The organism is Pseudoxanthomonas japonensis, from assembly GCF_043632995.1.
Lineage (GTDB): Bacteria > Pseudomonadota > Gammaproteobacteria > Xanthomonadales > Xanthomonadaceae > Pseudoxanthomonas_A > Pseudoxanthomonas_A japonensis.
The window spans coordinates 79,825-95,224 of record NZ_CP171633.1; the positions used below are offsets into that span (position 1 = coordinate 79,825).

At 66.4% G+C, this 15,400-nt stretch carries 18 protein-coding genes; 2 read left to right on the top strand and 16 right to left on the bottom strand.

The genetic code is table 11. The annotated features are described in order from the left end of the window. Position 1 precedes the first annotated feature (1 nt). The 16 genes from ACGHX3_RS19855 to ACGHX3_RS19930 form a co-directional block, all read right to left on the bottom strand. A complete protein-coding gene (locus tag ACGHX3_RS19855) occupies positions 2 to 877 on the bottom strand; it encodes a DUF692 domain-containing protein (RefSeq protein ID WP_394697552.1) in 876 nt (291 codons plus the stop codon). 17 nt (positions 878 to 894) lie between these two features. Beyond that, a complete protein-coding gene (locus ACGHX3_RS19860; RefSeq protein WP_394697507.1) occupies positions 895 to 1,356 on the bottom strand; it encodes a hypothetical protein in 462 nt (153 codons plus the stop codon). A 174-nt stretch (positions 1,357 to 1,530) separates the two neighbouring features. Next, the gene (locus tag ACGHX3_RS19865) at positions 1,531 to 1,947 is read right to left on the bottom strand and encodes a hypothetical protein (RefSeq protein ID WP_394697508.1); all 417 of its coding nucleotides are present in this window, start codon (positions 1,945 to 1,947) and stop codon (positions 1,531 to 1,533) included. After that, a complete protein-coding gene (locus ACGHX3_RS19870; protein ID WP_394697509.1) occupies positions 1,944 to 2,747 on the bottom strand; it encodes a YiiX/YebB-like N1pC/P60 family cysteine hydrolase in 804 nt (267 codons plus the stop codon). Before ACGHX3_RS19870 ends, ACGHX3_RS19865 begins: the two co-directional genes overlap by 4 nt. 9 nt (positions 2,748 to 2,756) lie before the next feature. Continuing rightward, positions 2,757 to 3,314, bottom strand: a complete 558-nt coding sequence (locus ACGHX3_RS19875) for a peroxidase-related enzyme (protein ID WP_394697510.1) — start codon at positions 3,312 to 3,314, stop codon at positions 2,757 to 2,759. Positions 3,315 to 3,352: 38 nt separating this feature from the next. Continuing rightward, entirely contained in the window at positions 3,353 to 3,616 is a 264-nt protein-coding gene (locus tag ACGHX3_RS19880) for a DUF2798 domain-containing protein (protein WP_394697511.1), read from the bottom strand. Continuing rightward, on the bottom strand, positions 3,613 to 4,143 hold the full coding sequence (locus tag ACGHX3_RS19885) for an arsenate reductase ArsC (protein ID WP_394697512.1): 531 nt from the start codon (positions 4,141 to 4,143) through the stop codon (positions 3,613 to 3,615). The genes ACGHX3_RS19880 and ACGHX3_RS19885 overlap by 4 nt, the downstream gene beginning before the upstream one ends. Then, the gene (gene arsS, locus ACGHX3_RS19890) at positions 4,140 to 5,096 is read right to left on the bottom strand and encodes an arsenosugar biosynthesis radical SAM (seleno)protein ArsS (RefSeq protein WP_394697513.1); all 957 of its coding nucleotides are present in this window, start codon (positions 5,094 to 5,096) and stop codon (positions 4,140 to 4,142) included. The genes ACGHX3_RS19885 and arsS overlap by 4 nt, the downstream gene beginning before the upstream one ends. Before the next feature lie 5 nt (positions 5,097 to 5,101). After that, on the bottom strand, positions 5,102 to 5,926 hold the full coding sequence (locus ACGHX3_RS19895) for a sterol desaturase family protein (protein ID WP_394697514.1): 825 nt from the start codon (positions 5,924 to 5,926) through the stop codon (positions 5,102 to 5,104). Then, on the bottom strand, positions 5,923 to 6,600 hold the full coding sequence (locus tag ACGHX3_RS19900; protein WP_394697515.1) for a DUF2064 domain-containing protein: 678 nt from the start codon (positions 6,598 to 6,600) through the stop codon (positions 5,923 to 5,925). The genes ACGHX3_RS19895 and ACGHX3_RS19900 overlap by 4 nt, the downstream gene beginning before the upstream one ends. Next, positions 6,597 to 7,268 carry a glycosyl transferase family 2 gene (locus tag ACGHX3_RS19905; RefSeq protein ID WP_394697516.1) on the bottom strand — a complete coding sequence of 224 codons (672 nt, stop codon included), beginning with the start codon at positions 7,266 to 7,268 and terminating at the stop codon, positions 6,597 to 6,599. The genes ACGHX3_RS19900 and ACGHX3_RS19905 overlap by 4 nt, the downstream gene beginning before the upstream one ends. Positions 7,269 to 7,271: 3 nt before the next feature. Next, entirely contained in the window at positions 7,272 to 8,330 is a 1,059-nt protein-coding gene (locus tag ACGHX3_RS19910) for a methyltransferase domain-containing protein (RefSeq protein ID WP_394697517.1), read from the bottom strand. A gap of 9 nt (positions 8,331 to 8,339) precedes the next feature. Beyond that, complete coding sequence (locus tag ACGHX3_RS19915) at positions 8,340 to 9,431, bottom strand: inorganic phosphate transporter (RefSeq protein WP_394697518.1); 1,092 nt, start codon at positions 9,429 to 9,431, stop codon at positions 8,340 to 8,342. A 13-nt stretch (positions 9,432 to 9,444) separates the two neighbouring features. Then, positions 9,445 to 9,873 carry a hypothetical protein gene (locus ACGHX3_RS19920; protein WP_394697519.1) on the bottom strand — a complete coding sequence of 143 codons (429 nt, stop codon included), beginning with the start codon at positions 9,871 to 9,873 and terminating at the stop codon, positions 9,445 to 9,447. Next, positions 9,870 to 10,664, bottom strand: coding sequence for a DUF547 domain-containing protein (locus tag ACGHX3_RS19925; RefSeq protein WP_394697520.1), 795 nt, complete (start codon positions 10,662 to 10,664; stop codon positions 9,870 to 9,872). Before ACGHX3_RS19925 ends, ACGHX3_RS19920 begins: the two co-directional genes overlap by 4 nt. 5 nt (positions 10,665 to 10,669) lie before the next feature. Continuing rightward, the gene (locus ACGHX3_RS19930; protein ID WP_394697521.1) at positions 10,670 to 12,811 is read right to left on the bottom strand and encodes an FAD-dependent oxidoreductase; all 2,142 of its coding nucleotides are present in this window, start codon (positions 12,809 to 12,811) and stop codon (positions 10,670 to 10,672) included. Between the two features lie 234 nt (positions 12,812 to 13,045). Here ACGHX3_RS19930 and ACGHX3_RS19935 point away from each other — a divergent pair, with 234 nt between their 5' ends. Both ACGHX3_RS19935 and ACGHX3_RS19940 read left to right on the top strand, forming a co-directional pair. After that, positions 13,046 to 13,579, top strand: coding sequence for an RNA polymerase sigma factor (locus tag ACGHX3_RS19935; protein WP_394697522.1), 534 nt, complete (start codon positions 13,046 to 13,048; stop codon positions 13,577 to 13,579). A gap of 269 nt (positions 13,580 to 13,848) precedes the next feature. Then, positions 13,849 to 15,327: a SulP family inorganic anion transporter gene (locus tag ACGHX3_RS19940; protein WP_394697553.1), complete on the top strand. Its 1,479-nt coding sequence runs from the start codon at positions 13,849 to 13,851 to the stop codon at positions 15,325 to 15,327. Positions 15,328 to 15,400 lie beyond the last annotated feature (73 nt).

The window sequence follows — 15,400 nt, forward strand, 5'->3', positions numbered from 1 at the left end:
GTCAGGCCACGGCCACGGCGGGTGCGAGCGCCCGGGCATAAACGGTGCGTGCCATGTCGAGCTCCGCCACCAACTCCGCCAGCGGCGGGATATGGTCGTCGCGCTCAATCATCGTACTGATCGGGCCGAAACGGCGGATCGCCGCCTCATACAGCGACCAGACCTGCGTCGGGACGTCGTGGTCGTGGGTGTCGATCACGTAATCGCCGTAGTCGCTGTGGCCGGCGAGGTGGATCTGCCAGACCCGGTCGCCCGGAATGCCCGCCAGGTAGTCCAACGGCGAGAACCCATGGTTGCGGGCGCTGACGATGATGTTGTTGACGTCCAGCAGCAGGCGGCAGCCGCTGCGACGGGCGATCTCGGCCACGAATTCCCACTCTGGCATGGTCGAGGCGGTGTACTCGACGTAGGAGCTGAGGTTCTCCAGCAGGATCTCCCGGCCGAGGAAGTCCTGCACCTGCTGCACCCGCGCCACGACGTGGGCGATGGCCGCCTCGCAGTAGGGCAGGGGCAGCAGGTCGTGGCTGTTGATGCCGTCCACGCCGGTCCAGCACAGGTGATCGGACACCCAGGCCGGCTCGATCTCCTGCATCAACCGTTTAAGCGCCCGCAGGTAGTCCCGGTCGAGCGGATCGGTGCTGCCGATCGACAGTGAAACGCCGTGCATGGCCAGCGGGTAGCGCTCGCGGATCGCTTCCAGGTAGTGGCGAGGCTTGCCGCCGGCGACCATGAAGTTCTCGGAGATGATCTCGAACCAGTCGACGGCCGGGGCCTCGGCGAGCACGGATTCGTAGTGCTCGGTCCGCAGTCCCAGGCCGAACCCCAGCCACGGCCGGGACTCCGGCGCGGGTGCGCCGGAGGGTTGGCCGGTCGTCAGCAGGCCGTACTGCACGTTCAGCCCGCAGTGCCGCCGACGTTGCCGCAGGTGGCCGCCGGCAGGGCGACGAAGCCCTGGCCCTTGCAGCTGCCCTGGCCCTTGCAGGCGTTGTTCGCGGTCTTGCAGTCATTGTGGCCCTTGCAACTGTTGACGCCGTTGCAATGGATCAGTTCGCTGCTGGCGACGGTCATGGTCATGCCGGGATCAATCACCTGGCCTCCGATCGCCTCACAGGCCGCAGCCGGTGCGGCGACGAAACCCTGGCCCTTGCAACTGCCCTGGCCCTTGCACATGTTGCTCACGGTCTTGCAGTCGTTATGGCCCTTGCACTGATTGACGCCCGAACAATGCACGAGATCGACGCTGCGCGCCTTGAGTTGTGCCTTCTGCCCGGCCGACACCGGGCTGGACACGGCCAGGCTCGCTGCCATCAAGGCCAGCGCGACGCCCGAAACGCCAGGCATGAGATTTGCTTTCATGGATGATCTCCTGAGTGGACTGGTGAACCGTCTCGTCGAGCGAGCGAAACCTGGCGGGCTCGGTTGACGGGGCATGCAGCGGAAGCAGCCTCCGCATTGACAGCATTCGTTCGAACGAGGGGATTGGTTACGCCCACGGGCGGACCGAAAGTGCTGCGCCTGAGCAACCGCAATTCATCTCTTCCCGGACCCGAGCGTCAGCAGCCGGTCATGGTCGCGCAGCAGGAACAGCGCCAGGCACGCGGCGAGCATCGGCCAGGCGGCGAAGAACAGCAGGTTGACGCCCTCGTACGGGGCCAGGTATTGCCGCCACGACGACAAGGTCGAAATGGCATGCAGGAGCAGCACCGCGCCGTAGGTCCAGGTGCGGGCGAGGCCCGCCAGGAACATCAGCACCAGCACCGTCTGGGCCAGCCCCAGGACCAGGAAGGCGGTCTCGCCGAACCCGGACAAGTGGTAGAACCCCTCGAACACTTTCGCCGAATGCTCCGGGCGGACCAGCTTGTCCAGCGCCCACGGCAACATGACGGCAGCCACACCCAGACGCAGCGCGAGCAGCGAAATTTCCAGTCTTCTTGATGCGGGGATCATGGCTTTTCTCCTTCAGGATGCGGGTGAGTCGCTGCGATCTCGTCCCAGCGCAGCTTCTGGTAGTCGAAGCCCGACGCCAGGCTCGGCTTGACGATCTCGAAATACGGCGACACGTCGAAGTCCCGCGGTGCGAACAGGCTGTAGTGACGCACGCGCAGCAGTTCGTCCACGCATCCCGGGCACGTGGGTGTGGAAACGTCGTGTCGGAGCAAGGTCGGAAGTACCGGATAGCGGATGGACTGGAAGGCTTGCGCGATCAGGGTCGAGCAGATGGCCCGTGTCGGATCGCCGCTGCCGAAGGCCAGCGCCCGCCGGCGCAGCGATGCGGGCAGCGGCGGGGTCGGGAACAGGAAACGTGCCAGGTCGAACACGTTGCGCAGGTCGTAGCGTGCGCCCAGACGCTGGATTGCATAGCCGGTAAGCTTGCGCGCCGCGGCCTCGTCCAGCCCGACCGGGCGGCAGATCCGGGTGTGGTAGCCCGCGAATTGCTCCAGGCCGATGCTGCGCACGCCGTCGACGATGTCGGCCTCGATGAAGCAGTGGCGCGGATCGCCGCCCGCCTGCGCCAAGTGATCGCCGACGTAGAGCGCGGCATGGGACCAGGTGGATTGGGTCAGGTACTTGATCGCCGAACTGATCCGGCTGTGCCCCTCCACCAGCAGGACGTCGCCCGGGCGCAGGGTCGCCCGCAACAGTCCCAGCGGTGTCTCGGGGGCGACGCCGTGCACATGAGTCTGCTTGGAGAGGAACCGGGCCAACCTCTGCCCCAGCCACGCCAGTGGCTTGTTGATCAGGAGCATGACGTCACCTCATGTGCGGTACCCGCTGACCTCGACTTCGTCGAAGCTGACCCCCAGCCCGAGCGCGATGCGATTGACGAAGTTGAAATAGGCGACGATCAGGTTGATCAGCAGGATGTCCGGATCGGCGTACCCGTGGCGCCGCAAGGTTTCGATGTCGTCTGGCGCTATCGTGGACGGTGCGCCGGTGAGCTTGCTGGCGTAGGCGGCCAGTGCCTGATCGGCAGGCGTCAGCGACGCCGGCACCTCGCCGTGGGCGATCTCCGCCAGCAACGCCGGATCCCGCAGATAGCGGGAAAGCGCCTCGGCGTGATGGGCGACGCAGTAGTCGCATTGATTGACCCGCGAAACGACGACGGCGATCAGCTCACGCTGGGCGCGCGACAACCCGCCGGAGGCGAACATCAGGTCCATGTAGAGCGCCAGGTGTGCCTGCAGCGACGACGGCCGCAGGCTGTGGACCTTGAGGATGTTCGCCACCTTGCCGCGTTGCCGTTCCAGTTCCTGGTACTGGTGCAGCAACTCACCTTCGGCTTCGTCCGGCCCGATTTCTTTGATCCAGCTCATGCAAGACTCCTGATGGGGTGTGGCGCGGCCACTAACTTTCAGTGCGCGCGTCGCGGAAGCCGAGCGATACACATCGACATGGCCTTGGCGACGCGCAAGGCCAGAGGGCGGGTCAGGTAGGCGGCGACCACCGCCACCGGCAGGGATACCGCCCATGCGCGCAGGAAAGCCACTGCGACGCCGGCCATCGAGGGCGAGTTGACCCAGGTCGCGGTGCAGGTCACGAGGGCGGACATGAAGAAGGCCATGCAACCCGGCAATAGCCGGTCGACGAACATGCTGTTGGCTACCGGTGCAGTCATGGCTTCTCTACCTCCGATATTTCCCGTGCGATCGCGGTCAGCTCGTCCGCGATCACGGCAGGAGGCACGGTGTCGAACGGAATCGAAAGCAGGCGCCACAGCCTGCCTGTGATCAGATCCGCTGTGTGTCTGAAGGCCAGCGCGATGGTCCGATCGTCACCTGACGCTGCCGACGGGTCCCTGCAGGCCCAGTTCGCCGTGACCGGTGCACCCGGCCAGACGGGACAGGCCTCGCGCGCAGCGCTGTCGCAGACGGCAATGACGATGTCCATCGGAATCGCCCCCGGCTGCACAAACTCTTCCCACGACTTGCTCCGCAATGCGGCTACGTGACAACCGCGCTCCCGTAGCGTTTCCAAGGCATGGCGATTGACCGTTCCGGAAGGATGACTGCCCGCGCTGTGGCCGATAAGCCGGCCTTCCCCGAGCTTCGTCGCCAAGCCTTCAGCCAAGATGCTGCGCGCAGAGTTGTGTGTACACAGGAACAGGACATTGACCGCACTACATGACCCGGGCTGGACGCTCATGACAAAGCTCCTCCGCAACTGGAACCCTGGCCGGCGGTGCAGCCGTAGCAATGTCCCGCCACGCCGATCCCGCGAGGAACCTCGCCATCGAGAAAATCCCGCAAGTGCGTGGGCTGCTCGCGGCCGGCCAGCGGCAGCTTCAGCATCTGGTTGAAGTCGCAGTCGTACAGATAGCCGTCGTAGCCGACGCTGAGGGTCGACCGGCACATCACCGAATCCAGGTTCTCGTCGCGATGCGCCTGTCGCAACGTCGCCATGTAGGTCTGGAACTGGCCCTTGGAGACCAGCCAGGAGCCGAAGCGCTGGATCGGCATGTTCGCCAGGGCGTACAGGCGGTTGAAGACGATGCCGAAGTTGTCGCCGAGCAGCCGGTGGTAGTCCTGTTCGAGTTTTTCCTGATTCGGAGGCAGGAAGGCGCCGTTGGGGTTGTAGACCAGGTTCAGTTGCAGCGGGCTGCCGGGCTGTCCATAGCCGACTTCGTTGAGTCGACGCAGGGCACGGATCGAGCTTTCGAAAACGCCGTCGCCGCGCTGCTCGTCGACGTTCTCCTGGCTGTAGCACGGCAACGAAGCGACGATCTCGACCTGGTGCGCGGCGAGGAATTCCCCGACCCACTCGTAGCCTGGCTCCTCCATGATGGTGGGGTTGAGCCGGTCCATCACGTGTAGGCCGAGCGCGCGTGCCTGCTCGACCAGCCAGCGGAACAGCGGGTTCATTTCCGGAGAACCGCCGGTGAGATCCAGGGTGGTGGCGTTCAACCGCTTGGCCACCGCCAGCGCGGTGCGCATGGTGTCCTCGTCCATGCGCTCGGTCCGTCGCGGACCGGCGTTGACATGGCAGTGGATGCAGCTGAGGTTGCAGCGGTAGCCGAGGTTGAGCTGCAGCGTGGTGACTGCGCCGCGCTCGATCCGCGGGAAATCACTGTCTTTCAGTAGGGGCCAGGTGTCGTGCATAGGGTTCAATGTCCACTCGTGGAGGGGCGCACATCGCCGACCAGCGGCAGCCGCAACAGGGCCGGCAACGTCTGGTCTGCGGGGGCGCGGAACTGGGGCAGGCCGATGGTCATGCCGGGGTGGCCATCGCGTGGCTGCGCGATGCGGGACGCAAAGAGGCGATCCCAGAGCGTCAGCAGGTTGCCGTAGTTGCTGTCGGTCTCGTTCCGGTGCACGGAATGGTGCACGCGGTGCCAGTCCGGGGTAACCAGCACGATACGAAGACGCCGATCCCACTGTCCGGGCAGCGCGACATCGGCGTGGGTGATCAGGGCGAAGGTGGCCAGCAGTACTTCATACAACGCCACTGCTGCCGCCGACGGCCCCAGGGCGATGATGACGGCGAACTTGTACAGCATCGACAGCAGGATTTCGGCTGGATGGAAGCGCAGTCCCAGCGTCACCTCGAACTGCGTGTCGCTGTGATGCACGCGATGGATGCGCCACAACCAGGGCAGTTGGTGGAACCAGCGGTGCTGCCAGTAGATGGCCAGGTCCAGTACGGCAATCGCCAGCGCGGACTCGATGATGCCCGGCCAGGGCGTGAGCGCGAGCAATCCGAAACCGTGGTTCTGCACGATCGCGGCGAAGGACACCGCGCTCACCGGCAGAGCCAGATAAACGACGGCGGTGCCGATCGCGGCCAGGCCCAGGTTGCGCCAGCGACGGCGCGGCGGAGACGCTTCTCCACGCCGGGGCCAGGCGCGCTGGCAGGCCAGCAGCACGAGCAGCAAAGCCAACACGATCGCCAGCCGCAGCAGTCCTGGCGTCAGGAGCCCATTGCCGTTCATACGCAGGGCTCCGCGATCGTCGACGACGTCAGCCACCGCAGCAGGCGAACCTGAGCGGCGGTCGGAACGTCGATCGCAGCCAACGACGCGACCGCGTGGGGAATGTCGTCGGCCGTGTCGATATCGTGCAGGGTCTCCAGCTCCAGCCAGCAGCCACCGTCACGCATGGCGTGGGTGAATTCCATGGCCGTATCCGGCGCGCTGTAATGCACGCTGGTCCAGGCCCGATCCGGAAGGGGGCTGTTTCCACCAAACAGCCAGAATCCGCCATCATCGGCACGGCCCAGCACCAGCCGGGAGTCCACGCAGCTCAGCCACTCCGCCGCCCTGTGCAGCGACGCGGCGATGAGCTGGGGGGCGTCCGCGCCGACGAGCAGGGCCGCGTGGTGCCGTTGGCGTAGCTGGCGATAGACATGGGCCATGCGTTCGCCCAGCGAGCCCTCGCCCTGCGGCAGGTGCGGCAGGTCGAGCCAGGCATCGGAATGCAGCGCGGCGGTCTCCGCGACGGCCCAGTACGGCTGCACGCCGCCGGCCTGCTGTGCCACCGAGGCCACGGCTTCCGCCGAAAGCAGGTACAGCGCTTCGGCGCAGCGACGCCCGATGCCCGGCCACAGGCGGGTCTTCACCGGCGACAACGCCGGCGTCTTGACGAAGATGGCGATCCCGCAGTTCATCGTGGCGACACCTGCCGGGAGAACGTGCGCGCCTGCATGAGCGTCAGCCGCAGGTGCTCGCGCGTGATCGACCACCAGCCATACCGCGCATACTTGCGTGCGCTTGTGTGCAGGGGAGCCCTTGTAGGACGAAGTTGAACGTCCAGCGATCGCGCCATCCAGACCAGCGCGTGGTCCTCGCCGCCTACGAGGTGTTCGTCGAATCCTCCGATGGCGTCGAAGATCCGACGTGACATCAGGAAACCCTGGTCGCCGAACGGCAGTCCCAGCCAGCGGCTGCGAAGACGCGCCCCGAGCGTGTTGAGCCACATCAGCGATGGGCCATCGTCCAGGAACCGCAGGTCGAAGTAGCCGATCGCATCGTCATTGGTGCGGACGAAGCGGTGCAGGCCGGCAATGGTGGCGGCTCCAATGTGCGAGTCGGCGTGCAGGAACCACAGCCAGTCCGCGCAGGTGGCCGCGGCGCCGGCATTGAGTTGCCGTGCCCGTCCTGGCAGCGAGGGAACCAGCGTGATATTGGACGACAGGTCCTCCACGTCGCGTGCGTCGGACTGCGTCAGGACGAGAGCGATCTCCTGGGCGCCGGCGGCATCCAGTTGCGGCAACAGCCCACGCCAGGCTTCATCGCCTGGACCGGCGGGCACGACGATGGCGAGGCTCGGCGACATGGCTCAGCAGCAACTGCCGGTGGCACAGGAGGACGGATCCACCGCAGGGGCGCAGTCGAACAGGCCGAAATGCGTGCCCTTGTCGCCGAGCAGGTCGAAGTGCCCGGCGAAGCGCGACGCGGCGAGCATGTCGAAGGTGTTGCCGCACACCCGCAATGGCTTTCCAGTCTCGAAGCGATGATGGTCGTCGAGCACGAAGGCATGCGGCTGGCCGGCGACAGTGCCGCGGTAGGTCGCGACCTGCCCGAAGTCCTCGCAGCGGTCCTCCAGCGGCAGGCGGAAGGCGCGCATGGTCATCGAACGGAAGTGGACCATGCCGATGCGGGCCTCGATCTGCGCATCCAGCAGCGGGATCGGCGACTGGCTGACGCAACGCACGTCCGCGCAACCCAGGCGGCCCATGATCCGGCGGAAGTCCTCCACGTACAGTGCGCCTGACAGACACTCGCCGAGCAGCACGGGGTCGGTTCGCAATGCGTCGGGAATGCGCCGGTCGGCGAACACGTCGGAGAAGTACAACTCGCCGCCGGGCTTGAGCACGCGCAAGATCTCGGCGAAGACCTTTTCCTTTTCCGGCGACAGGTTGAGCACACAGTTGGAGACGACCACGTCGATGCTAGCATCGGCAATCCCGCAGGCGTCGAGTCGCTCGATGTAGCCCTCGTGGAAGCTGACGTTGGAGCGGGCGTAGCCGTAGCGTTGTGCGTGCCAGTCCTGATGCCGGAGGGCGACCTCCAATTGCTCGGGGGTCATGTCCACGCCGATCACGCGACCGGATTCGCCGACCAGGCGCGAGAGCAGGTACACGTCGCGCCCGGTGCCGCAGCCCAGGTCGAGCACGGTCCTGCCTTCCAGGGCCGGCGGCAGCGGCGAGCCGCAGCCGTAGAACCGGTCCTTCACTTCGGGATGGACGTCGTCGAGCAAGGCCCGCAGTGCAGGTGCCATGGCTTCGGCCGGGCAGCACGCACCGGTCTTGAGATCGCGCGAGGACTGGAGCACGTCGCCGTAATAGTGGCGGATGTCATTGTGGATGTTGTCGCCGTGGGAAGTGTGCAGGTTCATGGGTATCTCTCAGGAAATGATCTGTGCGGTGCCGAATGCGAGCAGCGCGGCCACGGGCAGGGTGAAACACCATGCCAGCAGGATCTGTCGGATCATCGCGGCATGGCCGCCACCGTTGCTGGCCGCCACGCCGAACAGGGCGCCGGTGCTGACGTGCGTGGTGGATACCGGCATGCCGAAGCGCGAAGCGCCCATCACCAGCAGTGCCGTGACGAGGTTGCCGCCGAGGCCTTCGCCCGCATCCATCCGGGTGACCTTGTGGGCGAGCGTGTTGGCGACCCGGCGTGACGCCAGCAGGCCGCCGGCTGCCATGGCCGTCACCACCGCCGCGGAGGCCGAGCCCACGCCCAGGCCGCTTCCGGCGACGGCCAATGCGGCGATCTTCGGCGTGTCGTTCAATCCGCGCGCAAAGCTGACGGCAGCGGCACTGAGCAGGTGGGTGTTGTCGAGCCAACGTCGCATGGGCAGTACCGTCACGCTACGGCCGGGCGCCGGCTGGCATTGCGGTGCATCCTCGGTGGCCACTGCGAGCATGGTGCGATCGATCGCCAATGCCGTGCCCATGTGGCCCACTTCGATCTCGCTGCAGACGCAGGGCTCGCCGTGCGCCGAGGGTGCGCGCAGCCGCCGCAGCAGCGGCACCAGCGCGAATGCGAACACCAGCGCGATCAGCGGCGAGATCAGCAGCGGCGCCAGCATCGCTTTGATCGCGGTCCCGACGGCCACCTGCTGCATCACCATCGCCACACCTGCGCCCAGCAAGCCGCCGAGCAGGGCATGGGTGGTGGAAACCGGCATGCCGGTCCACGTGGCTAGCCAGATGGTCATGGCCGCACCCACGCCCACCGCCAGCAGGAACGGCACCGAAGTGGTGATCTCCTGCGGCACGATGCCTTTGCCGCTGAAGGCCGCCAGCAGCCCATTGGCGAGAAAAATCGAAACCACGCCACCGGCCGCTGTCGCAACCGTGGCCAGCACGATCGCACCGCGATGACCGATCACGCCGGAGCCGATGAGCGTGGCCGCGCCCTTGATGTTGTCGTTGGCCCCGTTGGCGGCGGCCAGCGCCAGGGTGACCAGAATCAGCAGGATCAGTGACATGCCGGAAAGCTCCTCAGGTGCGGTTGGGGGTTGATGCAGCGCTGGGTACCGCACGGCCTCCCAGGCACCAGCGGACGAACTCGACAACGTCGAACCCGAGAGAAATGGTGTTGACCACGACGAGCGTGACGGCCAGTCCGGTTTCAGCCGGGCTCATCGGACGTCCATGCATCAACCAGATGACGAGCAACGTCACCAGCGGAATCCAGGCCACCAGGTGCGGCACGGACATCAGGCGCGAGAGCCCACGCTCGGCGAGCATGATCGGCAGGCCGCCGAGCATCACCACGAGCGTCGCCAACGCCGCCGCCCGACCGGTCGGTGTGGACAGCAACAGGAACGGCATCAGGTTGACCGGGACCAGCACGCACGCCATCCACAATTGCACCCAACGCGGCATGGCGCGAAACGAGTGCAGGCAATCAGCCAGTCGCGACTTCATGGCTGCCTCCGATTTAAGGACCAGTCGTAGTCCAGGTAGGCGATCGGCAACTGTCCCCGGCGCAGTCGACCGCTGACACCCGCGTCCAGGCCCAACGCATCCGGGTAGCGAGCGAGGAACGCGCTCACGCCGCCCTGAGCGGCGAAGTCGCGCCCGTACCAGTCGAAAATCTTCGATACCCGCAGGGTTCCGGCATCCAGACGATTGCGAGAGCGGTCGCGCAGGAAGCGCCGGGTCTGGTCTTCCAGTTGCTGACGCAGGCGCGGACCGACGTAGGCTTCGGGCCGCAGGGCGGGGCATCCTACCGAGGCGCAGTTGACCGCGAAGTGGATGCGCGGATCGGCATAACCCGGATCGCTGCGCAGCAGGCCGTGCTCGATGTCGTCGAGGCTGCGCGTCTTCCCGAGCAGCGGAACGTACGCCTGCTTCCAGGGCGAACTGAGCAGCCCGCCAAGCTCCTTGATGGACCGCAGCTTCGGATAACGGGTCAGGATCAATTGCACCGTGGCGGCGTTGTAGGCATTGATCAGGAACGCCTCGCGCTCGGCCTGGGGCCATTGCCGGAATTGCGCTTCGGTGACGGTCGTCAGCGACTGCAGGTAACCGCGCAGCGCGACCGAGTCGCGGGCGAAGCCGGCGTAGTCCACCGTCGTCGTCGTCCCCACCGCATTCCAGTCGACGTGGGCCGACAACAACCGGCCCCAGGCGGCGTGGGACGGATCGTAGGCCGCCGGCGCGGCGATCACGTCGAAAGCCGAGAACCAGAACAGCAAGGCAAGCAGCAGGCGCATGATGATCAGCTCCGCTGCCACGCGAAGTAGCGTTCGGCCCAACGCAGCGCGCCCTGCGGCGCGTGGGCGCGCTTCCACACGCCGGCCGCGTATTTGCTGGCCTCGCTCAGGGTCGGGTAGGTGTGGATCGTGCCGAGCAGTTTGTTCAGGCCGATGCCGTGCTTCACCGCCAATACGAACTCGGCCAGCAGGTCGCCGGCGTGCTCGCCGACGATGGTCGCGCCGAGGATGCGGTCCTTGCCTGGTGCGGTGAGCACCTTGACGAAACCGCGATCGGCGGAGTCCGCGATCGCGCGGTCCAGGTCGTCGAGCCCGTACCGGGTGACTTCCACGGCGATGCCCTGCGCCCGCGCCTCGTCCTCCGACAGGCCGACGCGGGCCACTTCCGGCTCGGTAAACGTTGCCCACGGGATCACGCGGTAGTCCGCCTTGAAGCGCCACAGCGGCGCCAGCAACGCATTGACCGACGCATACCAAGCCTGGTGCGCGGCAACGTGGGTGAACTGGTAGGGGCCGGCGACGTCGCCAGCGACCAGGATGTTGGGGAAGTTGGTGCGCATGAAGGCATCGGCGCGGACGGTGCCGCGGGGATCGATCGCGACGCCCAGCTCCTGCAACCCGAACCCGTGCACGTTGGCCTTGCGCCCCAGTGCCAGCAGCAGACGATCGAAGGCGAACGCGACTTCCTTCCCGTCCTGCTCGCACACGAGGCGGCCGCCTTCTCCATCGCGTTCCACCCGCAGCGCCTTGCAGCCGGCCCTGACGTGGATGCCTTCTTCGCGAAAGCGCGACTCCACCTCGCTGGCGGCATCGGCGTCCTCGCGCGGCAGCAGCCGCGGCGCCATCTCCACCTGCGTGACTTCGCTGCCGAAACGCGCGAACGCCTGGCTCAGTTCGCAGCCGATCGGGCCACCGCCCAGCACCAGCAACCGCTTCGGCAGGGCGCGCAGGTTCCACAGCGTGTCGGAGGTGAGGTAGTCGACGGTGTCCAGACCGGGAAGCGGCGGCACCAGCGGCCCGGCACCGGTGGCGACGATCAGGCTGCGTGCGCTCAGGCGCCGGCCACCCACTTCCACCTCCCACGGCGACACGATGCGCGCATCGCCTTCGACGACCTCCACGCCAAGCCCCGTGTAGCGCTCCACCGAATCGTGCGGCGCCACCTTGCCGATCACGGCCTGGACGCGCTCCATCACCTGCGCGAAGTCGTACTCCGCGTCCATCCGGTCGATGCCGTAGCGCTGCGAGTGCCGCGCCTCGGCCAGCAGCCGGGCGCTGCGCAGCAGCGCCTTGGACGGGACGCAACCGGTGTTGAGGCAGTCGCCGCCCATGCGGTGGCGTTCGACCAGCGCCACCTTCGCCTTGACCGCGGAAGCGATATACGCCGAGACCAGGCCCGCCGAACCGGCGCCGATCACGACCAGGTTGTAGTCGAAGCGGCGCGGGCGCTTGTGTCCGCGATAAACCCGGCGCGCCGCCAGCCACCGTGCCAGCCAGCGCATCAGCAAGGGCATCAGACCCAGCAGCGCGAAGGCGCCGAGCAGGCCGGGAGAGAGGATGTCGCCGGCTTCGCGGATGCGCGCCAGCTGGGTGCCGGCGTACACGTAGGCGATGGTGCCCGGGAGCATTCCGGCCTGGCTGACCCAGTAGAACGAGCGCACCGTCAGCGCGGTCAGGCCCGCGACCAGGTTGATGACGAAGAACGGAAAGACCGGCACCAGGCGCAGCGTGAACAGGTAGAACCCGCCATCGCGCGCGATGCCTTCGTCGAAGGCGCGCAGCCGCTCGCCGTACCGGTTGCGGATGGCATCCCGGAACAGGAACCGCGACGCCAGGAACGCGAGCGTCGCGCCGATCGTGCTGGCGAAGGAGGCCAGCAGCGTGCCCTCGACCAGGCCGAACAGGGCGCCCGCGGCCAGCGTGAGGATGGCGGCCCCGGGCAGGGACAGGCCGGCCACCAGCACGTACAGCGCAAAGAACCCGACTGCCGCCCCGACGGAGTGGGCGGCGGTCCAGCCTTGCAGCGCCTCCTGCCGGGCCTTCAGTCCCTCCAGGCTGAGCTGATCCAGCAGCCCACTGCGCCATAGCGCCCAGGCGGCGATGGCCAGCACAGCCAGCAGGATCAGGCGCATCGCGGATCGAGCCATTGCGTTTCCTCAAGTCGGGCGGGACCGGCGTAATGACCGGTTACCTGTGTAAAGAGGCCGGCAAGAGGCAAAAGGATTCGCGCGGGTTACTTCCTGGCGGTTTTTCGTCCACATCTGGCGACGTGAGATGGTGTTCTTCGGGGGGAGGGAATTGGATGAATCGCGGTCGGATACCATGTAGAAGCCGGTACGGAGCGGCAACAACGTTGTTCCGAGGCGCTTTGGAGAGTGATAGTGGCAGGTCGCCTGGACCCAGAAACAGTGAATGCGGCGAAAGCCGGCGACGTTGAAGCGATCAACGCCGTTCTAACGTGCTCGCGCCAGGATCTGCGCCGCTATGCCGAGTACCACTGCGAGGTCAACGACGTCGAGGACGCGGTGCAGGAAACGCTCTTCACCGTATCCAGGCGAATGGGCGACCTACGCCAGGTCGAATCGATGACCTCCTGGCTGTTCCGCATCGTCAAGCGCGAGTGCAACCGGATGCGGCGCGGCTGGCGCCTGTTGACCAACCAGGAAATAACACCCGCGATCGAGTCGATCGTGACGCCCGAGCCCCTGGAGTTGCGCGCCGACATCAGCCGGGTGATGGCGACATTGCCGCCGCACTACCGGGAAATCCTGCTGATGCGCGACGTGGACGGCCTGACGCTCAACGAGATCGGCGAGCAGCTCGGAATGGAGCTGGCCGCGGTGAAGTCCCGCGTGCACCGTGCCCGGTCCCTGATGCGCGAGCGCTTGTCGCAAGGCGCGACGGACGGCGGCTGAGAGTTCGTACCAAGAGTGGATAAGAGATGCAGGGCGGCACACCACGCGTCGCGACACCAAAGAAACTCTGGCTATCGCACCGCGATAGCGCCCGTCGTTGAGTCACCTGCTGCGCTGCAATACAATGCGCGTCCTTCGCCGAGCTCCTGCCTGATGACTCCGCCCTGACCCTTCTCTGGCTGCGTTCGCGCCGACCGCCTTGTGGCGGTTGACAGGGTCTTGTGCCTTCCTTTGCATGCGCGCCTTGCTGGCGCGCCGGAGTCATTCCAGTGTCCGTTACATATTCGCTGCGCGAGCAGTGGTTCGGCAATGTCCGCGGCGACATCCTGTCCGGCCTGCTCGTCGCGTTGGCCCTCATTCCCGAGGCCATCGCTTTCTCGATCATCGCCGGCGTCGATCCCAAGGTCGGCCTGTACGCCTCGTTCTGCATCGCCGTGATCACCGCCATCGCCGGCGGCCGACCGGGGATGATCTCGGCCGCCACCGGGGCGATGGCCCTGCTGATGGTCGACCTGGTCAAGGACCACGGCCTCCAGTACCTGTTCGCCGCCACGATCCTCGCCGGCCTGCTGCAGATCGTTGCCGCGGCGCTCAGGCTGAACACGCTGATGCGTTTCGTCTCGCGTTCGGTGGTCATCGGCTTCGTCAACGCGCTGGCGATCCTCATCTTCCTGGCGCAGTTGCCGGAGCTGATCGGCATGTCCTGGAAGGTGTATGCCGTGTGCGCGGCGGGGCTGGCCATCATCTACTTGTTGCCGCGGCTGACGCGGGCGGTGCCGTCGCCGCTGGTCGCGATCGTCGTGCTCACCGCTGTTTGCGTCTGGCTGGGGCTGGACATCCGTACCGTCGGCGACATGGGCGAACTGCCCGACAGCCTGCCGGTCTTCCTGTTCCCGGACATCCCCTGGACGCTGGGAACGCTGAAGATCCTGCTGCCGGTTTCGGCGACCCTGGCCGTTGTCGGCTTGCTTGAATCGCTGATGACCGCGCAGATCGTCGAGGATACGACGGACACCCCGACCCATCGCCGCCGCGAATGCGCCGGGCAGGGTGCGGCCAACATCGTTGCCGGCCTCTTCGGAGGCATGGCCGGTTGCGCGATGATCGGCCAGTCCGTGATCAACGTATCGTCCGGTGGACGGGGGCGTTTGTCCTGCTTCGTCGCGGGCGTGGTGCTGTTGCTGCTCGTCGTCTATGCGTCGGACTGGGTCTCGCGCATTCCGATGGCGGCGCTGGTGGCGGTGATGATCATGGTCAGCATCGGGACGTTCCACTGGAAGAGCTTCGCCGAGCTGAAGACGCATCCCAAGAGTGCGAACCTGATCATGATCGGCACGGTCATCGTCACCGTGGCCACACATGACCTGGCAAAGGGCGTGCTCACCGGTGTTCTGCTGACTGCGCTTTCGTTCACGCGCCGGGTGAGTTCGATGCTGCAGGTGGACGATCACGTGGCCGAAGACGGCAGCCGCGTGTACGTCGTGAAGGGGCAGGTGTTCTTCGCCTGTGCCATCCAGTTCGCCAACAGTTTCGATTACCTGCACGCACAGAAGAAGGTGGTCATCGACCTGACCCACGCGCACTTCTGGGACACCAGCGCAGTGGCCGCGCTGGATCGCGTCGTGCTCAAGCTGCGCAAGCACGGCGCTGACGTGGAGGTGATCGGGTTGAACCAGGCCAGTGAGTCGCTCGTGGAGCGGCTGGGCGTTCACCGCGACCGCGACGCGGCCCTTTCGGTCGGGCACTGAGCCCGCACGACTTGCCCGGAAGCCGCCGGAAGAACCTCAACGCTTCTCCCGGCGGCATCCACAGACTGGCGAT